The following is a 13,409-nucleotide window of genomic DNA, read 5'->3' as shown; positions in this document are numbered from 1 at the left end:
GGTGAGCACCCCACACCCCTTCCCCGACCTGCACGGCGCCGCCTCCGGCGTCGGCTCGCTGCCCGGTACCGACGCCCGCGAGGCGGCCAAGACCGCCACCGGGGCGTTGGAGCACCTGCCGTTCCTGCCCGAGCTGCCCGCGCGCGGACCGGGCGCCGACATGATCGGCCGCGGCGCCGGCCTGCTGGTCGAGCTGTTCGCGCAGACCGAGCCGAGCGGCTGGCGGTTCACCGACCGCCCCGGCCGGGACACCCGGCGCGCCCACTCCTGGCTCGGCGAGGACCTGGACGCCCTGGAGGAGTTCACCCAGGGCTACCACGGCGCGCTCAAGGTCCAGGCCGTCGGCCCGTGGACGCTGGCGGCGAGCATCGAGCTGAAGCACGGCGAGAAGGCGCTCTCCGACCACGGCGCCTGCCGGGACATCGCCGGCTCGCTCACCGAGGGCCTGCGCCGCCACCTCGCCGACGTCCGCAGGCGCGTCCCCGGCGCGGACGTGGTCCTGCAGCTCGACGAGCCCTCGCTGCCCGCCGTGCTGGCCGGCTCGGTGAAGACCGCGAGCGGCTTCCAGCGGCTGCGCGCCGTCGACCGGCAGGTCGCCGAGGAGGTGCTGCGCGAGACGATCCGCGGCCTGGACGCCCCCGTGGTCGTGCACAGCTGCGCGCCGGACGTCCCGATCCCGCTGCTGCGCCGGGCCGGGGTGGCGGGGATCTCGCTGGACTTCTCGCTCCTGACCGAGCGCTCGGACGACGACCTCGGCGAGGCGGTGGAGGCGGGCACCGCGATCCTCGCCGGTGTCGTCCCCTCCACCGACCAGGCAGCGTCCGACCCGGCCGGTAGTGTCCAGGGTGTCAGGACCTTGTGGCGCAGGCTCGGGTTCGCCCCGGAGCTGCTGGGCCGCCGCGTGCTCGTGACGCCGACCTGCGGGCTGGCCGGGGCCTCCCCGGCGTACGCGCGCAAGGCGCTGTCCCTGAGCGTTCGGGCGGCGCAGAGCCTGGTGGACAACCCGGAATGACGACGTAGGAGGGCTTGCGGTGGTGGCTGTCGAGGGCTGGGAGGACGTCCCGGCGGAGGTGCGCCGGCGGCACGCCGAGCTGGCGCAGGAGATCACCGACCACCGCGCCCGGTACTACGAGCAGGACGCGCCGGTCGTCAGCGACTCCGAGTTCGACGCCCTGATGCGCGAACTGGAGTCGCTGGAGGCCGCGCACCCGGCCCTGGTCACCCCGGACTCGCCGACGCAGAAGGTCGGCGGCGCCCCGACCGCGCTGTTCGCCGAGGTCGAGCACCGCGAGCGCCTACTCAGTCTCGACAACGCGATGGACGACGCGGAGCTCGCCGCCTGGGCCGAGCGCGTCGCCACCGAACTGCACGGCATCGACTACCACTACCTGTGCGAGCTCAAGGTGGACGGCCTGGCCGTCAACCTCACCTACGAGAACGGCCAGTTGGTGCAGGCGGCGACGCGCGGCGACGGCCGGGTCGGCGAGGACATCACCGCCAACGTCCGCACCATCAAGGAGATCCCGCACCGGCTGCACGGCGAGGACGTCCCCGAGCTGGTGGAGATCCGCGGCGAGGTCTACTTCCCGACCGAGGCCTTCGAGGCGCTGAACGCCTCCTTCGTGGCGGAGAACGAGCGCCGCCGGCAGGAGAACGAGGAGCGCGCCAAGGAGGGCAAGCGGCCCCGGGCGATGATCCGGCTGTTCATGAACCCCCGCAACGCCGCCGCCGGTTCGCTGCGCCAGAAGGACCCGCACGTCACCGCCTCCCGCCCGCTGCACATGGTGGTGCACGGCATCGGCGCCCGGGTCGGCTTCGACATCGACAACCAGTCGCACGCCTACGAGCTGCTGCGCGGCTGGGGCCTGCCCACCGCCCGGCACAACAAGGTGGTCGGGACGCTGGAGGAGGTGCGGGAGTTCATCGCGCACTTCGGCGAGCAGCGGCACTCGGTCGAGCACGAGATCGACGGCGTGGTCGTCAAGGTGGACGAGATCGCCCTGCAGGGCCGGCTCGGCGCCACCTCCAAGTCGCCGCGCTGGGCGATCGCCTGGAAGTACCCGCCGGAGGAGGTCACCGGCAAGCTCGCCGAGATCAGGATCGGGATCGGCCGCACCGGCCGGGCCACCCCGTACGCGGTGCTGGCGGAGCCGGTGAAGGTGGCCGGCTCGATGGTGCAGTACGCGACGCTGCACAACCAGGAGGTCGTCAAGGCCAAGGGCGTGCTGCTGGGCGACACCATCGTGCTGCGCAAGGCCGGTGACGTCATCCCGGAGATCCTGGGCCCGGTGGAGGGCCTGCGGGACGGCACCGAGCGGGAGTTCGTGATGCCCTCGCACTGCCACGAGTGCGGGGCCGAGCTGCGCCCGATGTCGGAGGGGGACATCGATCTGCGCTGCCCCAACGCGCGGTTCTGCCCGGCCCAGATCCGCGAGCGGATCGCCTTCCTGGGCGGCCGCTCCTCGCTGGACGTGGAGGGCCTGGGCTACGTCGCGGCCACCGCGCTGACCCAGCCGCTGGAGCCGGCCGAGGCCCCGGTGAAGGACGAGGGGGACATCTTCGGGCTGACGGCGGAGCAGCTGCTGCCGATCAAGGTGCTGGTGCGGGACCAGAAGACGGGCATGCCCAAGCTGGACGACCGCACCGGCGAGGAGAAGAAGGTCGCCTTCTTCGCCAACCAGAAGGGCGAGCCGAAGAAGACCCTCGGTGTTCTGCTGGAGAACCTGGAGAAGGCGAAGGAGCGTCCGCTCTGGCGCTTCCTCAACGGTCTGTCGATCCGGCACGTGGGGCCGGTCGCGGCCCAGGAGCTGGCCCGGGAGTTCCGGGACCTGGACCGGATCTTCTCGGCCACCGAGGAGGAGTTGGCCGCCGTCGAGGGGGTCGGGCCGATCATCGCCCGGTCGGTGGTCGAGTGGTACCAGGAGGAGTGGCACCGGGAGATCCTGGAGAAGTGGCGTGCCGCCGGCGTCCGCTTCACCGAGGAGTTCGCGGACGAGGAGGCGGCGGAGCGCCCGCTGGAGGGCCTGACGGTGGTGGTCACCGGGACGCTCTCCGGCCACACCCGGGACGGCGCCAAGGAGGCGCTGACCTCGCGCGGAGCGAAGGTGACCGGTTCGGTTTCGAAGAAGACCGATTTTGTGGTCGCCGGTGACAACCCAGGGTCCAAGTACGACAAGGCCGTTCAGCTCGGCCTGCCGATCCTGGACGACGCGGGCTTCGCCGTGCTGCTCGCCGACGGCCCGGCCGCCGCCCGTGCCCACCTGGGGCTTCCGGAGCCCGAGGAGGCCGCCGAGCCGGCGCAGGCCCCCGCCGGGGACTGACCCGGAGCCGACCCGAGCGCCGGGTGGCCGGATCCGGGTTGTTATCGTCCTGATGCAACGTCACCGGGTGCCGTGCAGTGAAAGCGGGCATTGTGTCACTGTGCGACACCCGGGCGCGGTGGCGCGTTTCCGGTTGTCCGAAAGTCTGCCCACCGGGTGGACCCCGGCATACCCTGGAGCGCAACAGAGTGTCAGCAGGGGTGGGGGCACCGGCTGTGCCGGGGCTCCTCGGGGTCGCTCCATGCCCGGCAGCTGTCGGTACCGGCACGGTGCCTCACCGTAAGGCGGCCTGACGGGGCGGGCCCGACGGAGGACAGGGCTTATGGATCGTACGACCGGCGGTGCGCCCACACGCCCGCCGCAGGGGGTGGCGGGTGCGGTCCTGCTGCTCGGCGTGCTGCTGGCCGGTGCCGCGCCGCTCATCCCGCTGGCCGTCCTGGTCTACCGGTACGAACCCGAGCTGCTGCCGCTGTTCGCGGTGCCCCTGGCCGTGCTGGTGGCGGCCTGGCGGATCGCCCGGGACCGCGCCCGCGACCAACTGACCGACCCGCTGACGGACCTGCCCAACCGTCAGGCCTTACTGCTGGCTGCCCAGGAGGCGATCGCCGAGTGCGACCACGGCTACAGCGTCGGTCTCATACTGCTTGACCTCGACCGCTTCCGAACACTCAACGACACACTCGGTCATACGGCCGGTGACCGGCTGCTGGTTCACATCGCCCGCCGGCTGCACCGCGCCCTGCGCTCCGGCGGCCCGGCCGGCAGCGCCACCCGGGAGTCCATCGACGACGTCTTCGCCGGCCTGCCCCGGCACTACCGGCGCGGCCGCCCGATGGTGGCCCGGATGGGCGGCGACGAGTTCGCCGTCCTGCTGCCCGGCATCAACTGCCCGGACAGCCTGGAACGGGTCGCCAAGGCGCTGATCGCCGAACTGGCCGCCCCGATCCGGCTGGACGGGCTGCTGCTCGTCCTGGAGGCCAGCGGCGGCGTCTGCGTCTACCCGCAGCACGCCCAGGACGCCGAGTCGCTGCTGCGCCGGGCCGACGTCGCGATGGGCCACGCCCAGCGCGGCTGCAGTGGCGTCTCCCAGTACGACGAGTCCCAGGACGCCGACACCCCGTACCGGATCGGGCTGCTCGGGGACCTGCGGCGGGCCCTGGAGACCGGCGAGGTCCAGCTGCACTACCAGCCCAAGGTGGCCTTCGACGGCCGGGTGGTCGGCCTGGAGGCGCTGCTGCGCTGGGAGCGGCCCGGGCAGGGGAAGGTCTCCCCGGACGAGTTCGTCGGGCTGGCCGAGTCCAGCGGCCTGATGCCCCGGCTCACCGACTACGTGCTGGAGGCGGCCGTCGGCCAGCTCGCGTACTGGCGCGAGCAGGGGCTGCAGGTGCAGGTCGCGGTCAACGTCTCGCCGCGCGACGTGCTCAACCCGGGCTTCGCCCAGCGCGTCGCCGGCCACCTCGTGCGCCACCAGGTGCCGGCCCACGCGCTCCAGCTGGAGATCACCGAGCGGCTGCTGCTGGACGACTCCCGGCGGGCCGCCGACACCCTCGCCGAACTGCGCGGCTACGGCGTCGGGATGTCCCTGGACGATTTCGGCACCGGGCACTCCTCGCTGGTGCGGCTGCGCAGCCTGCCGGTCGGCGAGCTGAAGATCGACCGCTCCTTCGTCTCCCGGATGGTCGCCGACGACCACGACGCGGCGGTGGTCCGCTGCTCGGTGGAGCTGGCCCACTCGCTGGGCCTGACCGTGGTCGCCGAGGGCGTCGAGGACGACGAGACCTGGGAGCGGCTGCACTGCATGGGCGTGGACGCCGTCCAGGGCTGGCTGGTGTCCGCCGCGCTGCCGGCCGAGCAGGCCACCGCCTGGCTGCGGGTGCACCGCACCGGCGCCCCGCCGGTGGAGCGGCTGGGCGCTCCGCCGCAGCAGCGGGCCACCCTCACGTCGATCAAGGGCGGCCAGGCGGTCCCGGGCGGCAAACCGGTCCCGGTCCAGGCAGTCAAGCCGATCGTGCAGCCCGCCATCCCGCCGGTGCTGCCGCCGACGCTCCCGCCCGTCCTGCCCCCGGTCCTGCCACCCGTGCTGCCACCCGTCGCCCAGGCGGTGCAGGCCGCTCAGCTGGAGATCAACGCGCCGGGGACGCAGAGTTGGGCCCGCACCCGGCCGCAGTGACGGGAGCGCCGGTGCGGCGGTGACCCGGGCGGTGACCCGGGGGTGACGGGCACCGCCGGTCACTCGTTGGCCGGTGGATCGGCCGGGCCCCATAGGATGGGGTCCAAAGACCACGAGGACGGAGCGCCGGAACCCGGCTGCTCCTGCCCGGGCCCGGCACCGCCCGCAAGGCGACGCCGGGTCTCACCAGAACTCACCCTGAGGATCGCTGCATGCCTGGCATCACGCGCGAGGAGGTCGCCCACCTCGCCCGGCTGTCGCGTCTTGAGCTGAAGCCCGAAGAGCTGGACCACTTCGCCGAGCAGCTCGACGTGATCATCGGCGCGGTCGCCCGCGTTTCCGAGGTCGCCGGACAGGACGTCCCGCCGACCTCCCACCCGCTGCCGCTGACCAACGTCATGCGCGCGGACGAGGTGCGGCCCTCGCTCACCCCGGAGCAGGCGCTGTCCGGCGCCCCCGCCGCCGAGGAGCAGCGTTTCCGTGTGCCGCAGATCCTCGGGGAGGACTGACCGAGATGACCGAGCTGATTCGCTACACCGCCGCCGAGACCGCGAGCGCCATCGCCAAGGGTGAGGTGTCCGCCGTCGAGGTCGCGCAGGCGCACCTGGACCGCATCGAGGCCGTCGACAAGAAGGTCAACGCCTTCCTGCACGTCGACACCGAGGGTGCGCTGGCCGCCGCGAAGGCCGTCGACGCCAAGCGCGCCAAGGGCGAGGAGCTGGGCCCGCTGGCCGGCGTCCCGCTCGCGCTGAAGGACGTCTTCACCACCAAGGGCATCCCGACCACCTGCGGGTCCAAGATGCTCGAAGGCTGGATCCCGCCCTACGACGCCACCCTGACCACCCGTCTCAAGAACGCGGACGTGGTCATCCTCGGCAAGACCAACATGGACGAGTTCGCGATGGGCTCCTCCACCGAGAACTCGGCGTACGGCCCGACCGGCAACCCGTGGGACCTCACCCGCATCCCCGGCGGCTCCGGCGGCGGTTCGGCCGCCGCGCTGGCCGCCTTCGAGGCCCCGCTGGCGATCGGCACCGACACCGGCGGCTCGATCCGCCAGCCCGGCGCCGTGACCGGCACCGTCGGCGTCAAGCCGACCTACGGCTCGGTGTCCCGCTACGGCCTGGTGGCGTTCTCCAGCAGCCTGGACCAGGGCGGCCCGTGCGCCCGTACGGTGCTGGACGCGGCGCTGCTGCACGAGGCCATCGCCGGGCACGACCCGCTGGACTCCACCTCGATCGACGCGCCGGTGCCGGCCGTGGTCGAGGCCGCGAAGATGCGCGACATCCGCGGCATGCGGATCGGCGTGGTCAAGGAGTTCGCCGGCGAGGGCTACCAGGCCGGCGTGATGCAGCGCTTCAACGAGTCGGTGGAGCTGCTGCGCGAGCTGGGCGCCGAGGTCGTCGAGGTCTCCTGCCCGTCGTTCACCCTGGCGCTGCCGGCGTACTACCTGATCGCCCCCTCGGAGTGCTCCTCCAACCTGGCCCGCTTCGACGCGATGCGCTACGGCCTGCGGGTCGGGGACGACGGCTCCCGCTCGGCCGAGGAGGTCACCGCGCTGACCCGCGAGGCCGGCTTCGGCGACGAGGTCAAGCGGCGCATCATCCTGGGCACCTACGCCCTGTCCTCGGGCTACTACGACGCCTACTACGGCTCGGCCCAGAAGGTTCGCACGCTCATCTCGCGGGACTTCGACGCGGCCTTCGCCGGCGTGGACGTCCTAGTCTCGCCGACCACGCCGACCACCGCCTTCCCGATCGGCGAGCGCGCCGACGACCCGATGGCGATGTACCTGGCCGACCTGTGCACGATCCCGTCGAACCTGTCGGGCAACGCGGCCATGTCGCTGCCGGTCGGCCTGGCTCCGGAGGACAATCTCCCGGTCGGCCTGCAGATCATCGCACCCGCGATGGCGGACGACCGCCTGTACCGCGTGGGCGGCGCCGTCGAGGCCGCGCTCAACGACAAGTGGGGGCACACCCTGCTGGAGGAGGCACCGGCACTGTGAGCAAGATCGAGAAGGCCAAGGCCCAGAGCTCCATCAAGGGGTGGAAGCACTCGAAGCCCGGTCTCTTGCTGTCCATCGGCACCAGCGCCTTCGGCGCGGTCTCGGTCGTCAAGGACGTCCGCAAGGCCCGCGAGGAGAGCGACACCCTCAAGCTCGTCAACGCCCTGGTCGGCGCCGCCGCGCTGATCACCGGCACCGCCCTGCTGGTGCGCGAGCTGCGCCGGCTGGGCTCCGACGACGTGCTGCTGGGCTGAGCCGCACCGAGCGCCCAGGCCCGGCCATCCGCATCGCGTGGGCGGCCGGGCCCGTACCTCCCCAAGCTTCAAGTGAGAAGGGACGCTGTGAGCGTCATGAACCTGGTCTCCTACGAGGACGCTCTCGCGTCGTACGACCCGGTGATGGGCCTTGAGGTCCACGTCGAGCTGGGCACCAAGACCAAGATGTTCTGCGGTTGCTCGACCGAGCTGGGCGCCGAGCCGAACAGCCAGACCTGCCCGACCTGTCTGGGCCTGCCGGGCTCGCTGCCGGTGGTCAACGCGGTCGGCGTGGAGTCGGCCGTCAAGATCGGCCTGGCGCTGAACTGCGAGATCGCCGAGTGGTGCCGGTTCGCTCGGAAGAACTACTTCTACCCGGACATGCCCAAGAACTTCCAGACCTCGCAGTACGACGAGCCGATCGCCTTCAACGGCTACCTCGACGTGCAGCTGGAGGACGGCTCGATCTTCCGCGTGGAGATCGAGCGCGCCCACATGGAGGAGGACACCGGCAAGTCCAGCCACGTCGGCGGCGCCACCGGTCGCATCCACGGCGCCACCCACTCGCTGCTCGACTACAACCGGGCCGGCATCCCGCTGATCGAGATCGTCACCAAGCCGATCGTCGGCGCCGGCGAGCGCGCCCCCGAGGTCGCCAAGGCGTACGTCGCCGAGCTGCGCGAGGTGATCCGCTCGCTGGGCGTCTCCGAGGCCCGGATGGACAAGGGCCAGATGCGCTGCGACGTCAACCTGTCGCTGCGCCCGAACGGCACCGAGACCTTCGGCACCCGCTCGGAGACCAAGAACGTCAACTCGCTGCGCAGCGTGGAGCGGGCCGCCCGGTTCGAGATCCAGCGCCACGCCACCGTGCTGACCGACGGCGGCACCATCGTCCAGGAGACCCGCCACTTCCACGAGGACGACGGCACCACCACCTCGGGCCGGATCAAGGACAACGCCGAGGACTACCGCTACTTCCCCGAGCCGGACCTGGTGCCGGTGGCCCCCGCCCGCGCCTGGGTGGAGGAGCTGCGTGCCGCGCTGCCCGAGCTGCCGCGGGTGCGCCGCGCCCGGCTGCAGTCCGAGTGGGGCCTGTCCGACAAGGACATGCAGTCCGTCCTCAACGCCGGTGCGGTGGAGCCGATCCAGGAGACCATCGCGGCCGGTGCCCCGGCCGACCAGGCCCGCAAGTGGTGGATGGGCGAGCTGGCGCGCCGTGCCAACGAGACCGGCACCGAGCTGAGCGAGCAGCCGATCACCCCGGCGCAGGTCGCCCGGGTCGCCGCGCTGGTCGCCGAGGGCAAGCTGAACGACAAGCTGGCCCGTCAGGTCATCGAGGGCGTGCTGTCCGGCGAGGGCGAGCCGGACGAGGTCGTCGCCAAGCGCGGCCTGGCCGTGGTCTCGGACGACTCCGCGCTCGGTGCCGCCGTGGACCAGGCCATCGCCGAGAACGAGGCGATCGCCGCCAAGATCCGCGACGGCAAGGTCCAGGCCGTGGGCGCGCTGGTCGGCGCGGTCATGAAGGTCACCCGCGGCCAGGCCGACGCGGCCCGGGTGAAGGACCTGATCCTGGAGCGGCTCGTCCCGGAAGGACAGTAGGCCCAGCTTCGAGAAGCTGGGCGTCTCCGCCTCAGCCTTCACCACACCTAGGCCCCTAGGCCCTGGTTTCCTAAGGCATCTAAGGCATCTAAGGCCCTCTAAGTAAGGCCTAAGGCCCGGTCTCACCTCCGGAAGGGGGTGAGACCGGGCCTCAAACCTTTTCCGGGGTCCGATCTAAGGCTCCTGGGCCCCGGAAGATCGGGCACGCTGCCGATGTGGCACCCCCCACTGGGAGAGGAAAGTCTTACCTGTCAGCGAAACGCAGTGAAACCCACAAGGGGAACCGAAGTGATCGAGTACCAGACCTTCCAGCAACAGGCCCACGAGCTCGTGGCCCGCGCCGAGCACGAGCGCCTGGTGCGCGAGGCCAAGGAAGCGCGCCGCCTGCGGCGCCGTCCGGTGGCCGCCCGCTTCCAGCGGCGCCCCGTGCGTCAGACCGAATGCTGACGGCACGGCACCGGGACGGTGCCGAAGGAGCCGAGGAGGGGGAGACGCTGCGAGTGAGCGTCTCCCCCTCCGGGCGTTCGCCTGGGGAGATAACCCCTCCTCCGGGCCCCACCGGCTATGGCATGCTCGCCTCCATGCAGCAGATATCGGTCAGCCCCGTCTTCGTCGGCCGTGGCAGCGAGATCACCGAACTGACCGACGCGCTGCGCCGGGCGGGCGCCGGCAGCCCGCAGGCCGTCCTGATCGGCGGCGAGGCCGGCGTCGGCAAGACCCGGCTGCTGGAGGAGTTCCTGCAGCGCGCCGCCGACGGGGGAGCGGTCATCTCGCTCGGCAGCTGTCTGGAGGTCGGCGCCGAGGGCCTGCCGTACGCGCCGCTGGCCGCCGCGCTGCGCCGGCTGCACCGCTCGCTGGGCGCCGAGCTGGAGGCCGCCGCGGCCGGCAGCGAGGGCCATCTCTCCCGACTGCTCTCCGAGTTGGGCGAGGCCGACGGCGAACCGAACGACGAGTACAGCCGGGCCCAGCTGTTCGAGCACACCGCGAGGCTGTTCGAACGGCTCGGCGCGGAGCGTACCCTCGTCCTCGCCGTCGAGGACCTGCACTGGTCCGACCGCTCCACCCGCGAACTGCTCGCCTTCCTGGTGCGCACCCTGCACCGCTCCCGGGTGCTGCTGGTCGCCACCTACCGCAGCGACGACCTGCACCGTCGCCACCCGCTGCGCCCCTTCCTCGCCGAGCTCGAACGGCTGCGCACCGTCCAGCGGTTGGAGCTGGAGCGGTTCGACCGCCGCGAGGTGGCCGCCCAGCTGGCCGGCATCCTGGGCACCGCCACCCCCGACCGCCAGCTGGTGGACCGGATCCACCGCCGCTCGGAGGGCAACCCCTTCTTCGTCGAGGAGCTGGCCACCGCCTTCGACGACGGCTGCGGCGCCGGGCTGACCGACTCGCTGCGGGACATCCTGCTGGTGCGGGTCGAGGGTCTGGACGAGGACGCCCAGCGGGTGGTGCGGATTGCCGCCGAGGGCGGCTCGCACGTCGAACACGCCCTGCTGGCCGCCGTCCTGGCCGACGACGAGGAGGCGCTGATCGAGGCGCTGCGCTCGGCCGTCGGCGCCAACATCCTGCGCCCGGACACCGAGGGCGAGGGCTACCGGTTCCGGCACGCGCTGGTCCGCGAGGCGGTCTCGGACGACCTGTTGCCCGGCGAACGGCACCGGATCAACCGCAAGTTCGCGCTCGCCGTGGAGGCCCGGCCGCAGCTCGTGCCCGCCGACGCGCTGCCCGCCCGGCTGGCCAACTACTGGTACCACGCGCACGATCCGGCCCGCGCCCTGCCGACCGCCCTGGACGCCGCCCGCGCGGCCCGCCGGCGCAACGCCTTCGCCGAGCAGCTGGGCATGCTGGAGCGCGCCCTGGAGCTGTGGGACATGGTCACCGAGGAGGTGCTGGCGCACACCCTGCGCCCGTACGACTGGGCCGAGACCTACCCGCCGGGCTCCTGCGACCACAGCGCCGCCGACGAGGAGTGCGACCGGATCCAGCTGGAGGACGTGCTGGCCGAGGCGGTGGTCGCGGCCCGCCGCTGCGGGGACCGCGAGCGCGGCCTGAGCCTGGCCAAGCGCGGGCTGCGGCTGGTCGACGAGACGGTGCACCCGGTGCGCGCGGCCTGGTTCCGGATCAACCGGGCCCGGATCCTGGGCAGTCTGCGCCGCTCCGGGGACGAGGAGGAGATCGCGCACGCGCTGCGGCTGGTGGAGCACCTGCCGCCGTCCGCCGTGCAGGCCGAGGTGCTCGGGCTCGGCGCCGGCTCGGCGATGCTCAAGAAGCCCGGGCCCGAGCACCTCGAACTCGCCGAGCGGGCGATCAGGATCGCCGAGCAGGTCGGCGCGCACGCGGTCGAGGTGCACGCCCGGATGACCCTCGGCGGGCTGCGTTACGACGTCCACGGGGACGCCGAGGGCGGGCTGGCCGAGCTCGCCGGGGCGGTCGAGCGGGCCCGCCGGCTGGGCGTGCCCGACGTGCTGCTGCGCGGCATCAACAACCTGGCCAGCATGCAGCGCGGGCTGGGCCGGTCCGAGGACGCCGTCCGACTGGCCCGCGAGGGCCTGGAGTTCGCCGACGGCAACGGCCTGCTGCGCAACATCGGCGCCATCCTGACCGGCAACCTGGTCGAGGCGCTGATCGACCTCGGGCGGGTCCGGGAGGCCGCCGAGGTGCTCGACGCCTTCGAGCTGGGCAGCCTGAGCGGCAGCCACGCCGAGTTCCTGGACCGGATGCGCGGCGAACTCGCCCTGCTGGAGGGGGACCTGGCCACCGCGGCGACCATGCTGGCGCAGGCCCGTGCGGCCAACCGGGTCGGCCAGGTCCAGCACAGCGTGCCGATCAGCCGGCTCGCGGTGCGGCTCGCAGCGCTCGGCGGCCGGCCGCTGGAGGCCCGGGCCGAACTGCTCGCCGCGCTGGCCGAGGACGGCCGGCTCGGGTACGAGTCCGACGTCTACCCGCTGCTGGCCGAGGCCGTCGGCGTGGAGGCGGACAGCCGGGGCCTGCCGGAGGCCGAGGAGGGCCGGGCGGCGGTGCTGGCCGCGGTCGCCGCGGCCGCCGCCGAGCTGCGGCCCCGGGCGCCGCTGCACCACGGCTGGGCCCGGCTGCTGGAGGCCGAACTGGCCCGCGCCGAGGGCGCCGACACCCCCGGGAAGTGGGCCGCCGTGATCGAGGCACTGCGGCCGACCGGCCTGCCGTACCCGCTGGCGCTCGCCCTGCTGCGGGCCGGCGAGGCCGAGGTGCAGGCCGGTCGGCGCGAGGCCGCGGCCGAACTCCTGCGCGAGGCAGCCGAACTGGCGACCGTACGGGGTGACCGGATGCTGGCGGCGCAGATCGCGAGCCTGGCCGAGCGGGCCGGGCTGAACCTCGCTCCCGGTGATCGGACGGCCGCCAAGGAGGCGCCGGCGCCGCTCGCCGGGGACTCCTTCAACCTCACCCCCCGTGAGCGGGACGTGCTCCGGCTGCTCGCGCGCGGCTGGACCAACCGGCAGATCGCCGAAGAACTGTACATCTCTCCGAAGACCGCGAGCGTGCACGTGTCCAACATCCTGGGCAAGCTCGCGGTCGGCGGCCGGGGCGAGGCGGCCGCGCTGGCCCACCGGCTGCGGCTGTTCCCCGACGATCTGGCCCCGTCCGGCCGTTGACCCCGGCGCCCCGCCGCCGGACCCGGACCGCCCTCACGCGTCCGGTCCGGCAGCGGGGCGCCGCCGCGTGCTCCCGTGCGCGCCGCGTGAGCCCCCGCCCGCGCGCCGCCGCCAACCGGGCCGATCCGTTGGAATCGGGGGCATTTCCCCACCCCCTCGCCATTACTCTAAGTTGAGTGTGCGTGTCATTGAGTGACGGAATTGGTGTAGGGTCCATTTTGGGAGCATCGGTGCGGTGCGGCGGCCGGAAGGTCGCCCACCCCCTGGGCCTCCGTCATGACGGGGCGCCAGGCCACCGCGTACGGCCGAGAGGTACGCGGCCGGTGGCCCGTGTCCGGGGCGCGAGGCCCCGGGCCGGAGGGGGAGAGGCCGAGTGAGCTCCACCGATACGGTGTTGCCCGAAGCCGGACGCCCGGGCGCACCGCCCGC

The 13,409-nt window shown here is 72.9% G+C and carries 8 protein-coding genes and 1 pseudogene; all 9 read left to right on the top strand.

The genetic code is table 11. From position 1 onward, the window contains the following. Position 1 precedes the first annotated feature (1 nt). The 9 genes and pseudogenes from BX285_RS00605 to BX285_RS00570 all read left to right on the top strand — a co-directional run bounded on the left by BX285_RS00605 (position 2) and on the right by BX285_RS00570 (position 12,980). Complete coding sequence (locus tag BX285_RS00605) at positions 2–1,012, top strand: methionine synthase (RefSeq protein ID WP_259470393.1); 1,011 nt, start codon at positions 2–4, stop codon at positions 1,010–1,012. A gap of 19 nt (positions 1,013–1,031) precedes the next feature. Next, positions 1,032–3,320 (top strand): NAD-dependent DNA ligase LigA, encoded by a 2,289-nt coding sequence (ligA, locus tag BX285_RS00600; protein ID WP_259470392.1) that lies wholly within the window; start codon positions 1,032–1,034, stop codon positions 3,318–3,320. 385 nt (positions 3,321–3,705) lie between these two features. Further along, a pseudogene (locus tag BX285_RS00595) lies at positions 3,706–5,193 on the top strand (putative bifunctional diguanylate cyclase/phosphodiesterase); the annotation flags it as partial. Between the two features lie 509 nt (positions 5,194–5,702). Continuing rightward, positions 5,703–5,999 carry an Asp-tRNA(Asn)/Glu-tRNA(Gln) amidotransferase subunit GatC gene (gatC, locus tag BX285_RS00590; RefSeq protein WP_030057414.1) on the top strand — a complete coding sequence of 99 codons (297 nt, stop codon included), beginning with the start codon at positions 5,703–5,705 and terminating at the stop codon, positions 5,997–5,999. Positions 6,000–6,004: 5 nt separating this feature from the next. Then, positions 6,005–7,498 (top strand): Asp-tRNA(Asn)/Glu-tRNA(Gln) amidotransferase subunit GatA, encoded by a 1,494-nt coding sequence (gene gatA / locus BX285_RS00585; RefSeq protein WP_097236154.1) that lies wholly within the window; start codon positions 6,005–6,007, stop codon positions 7,496–7,498. Continuing rightward, complete coding sequence (locus BX285_RS00580; protein ID WP_179852749.1) at positions 7,495–7,752, top strand: hypothetical protein; 258 nt, start codon at positions 7,495–7,497, stop codon at positions 7,750–7,752. The genes gatA and BX285_RS00580 overlap by 4 nt, the downstream gene beginning before the upstream one ends. An 87-nt stretch (positions 7,753–7,839) precedes the next feature. Then, positions 7,840–9,351 carry an Asp-tRNA(Asn)/Glu-tRNA(Gln) amidotransferase subunit GatB gene (gene gatB / locus BX285_RS00575; RefSeq protein WP_121174194.1) on the top strand — a complete coding sequence of 504 codons (1,512 nt, stop codon included), beginning with the start codon at positions 7,840–7,842 and terminating at the stop codon, positions 9,349–9,351. 288 nt (positions 9,352–9,639) lie between these two features. Continuing rightward, entirely contained in the window at positions 9,640–9,798 is a 159-nt protein-coding gene (locus tag BX285_RS37030) for a hypothetical protein (protein ID WP_179852748.1), read from the top strand. A 134-nt stretch (positions 9,799–9,932) separates the two neighbouring features. After that, on the top strand, positions 9,933–12,980 hold the full coding sequence (locus BX285_RS00570) for a helix-turn-helix transcriptional regulator (protein ID WP_259470391.1): 3,048 nt from the start codon (positions 9,933–9,935) through the stop codon (positions 12,978–12,980). The last annotated feature ends 429 nt before the right edge of the window (positions 12,981–13,409 follow it).

The sequence above is a fragment of the Streptomyces sp. 1114.5 genome (assembly GCF_003635085.1).
GTDB lineage: Bacteria > Actinomycetota > Actinomycetes > Streptomycetales > Streptomycetaceae > Kitasatospora.
This window is presented reverse-complemented; position numbering and strand designations above follow the sequence as displayed.

Excerpts from the sequence above, each read along its gene's own strand:
- BX285_RS00570 (WP_259470391.1), top strand. The coding sequence starts at position 9,933 with ATGCAGCAGATATCGGTCAGCCCCGTCTTCGTCGGCCGTGGCAGCGAG.
- gatA (WP_097236154.1), top strand. The coding sequence starts at position 6,005 with ATGACCGAGCTGATTCGCTACACCGCCGCCGAGACCGCGAGCGCCATC.
- gatC (WP_030057414.1), top strand. The coding sequence starts at position 5,703 with ATGCCTGGCATCACGCGCGAGGAGGTCGCCCACCTCGCCCGGCTGTCG.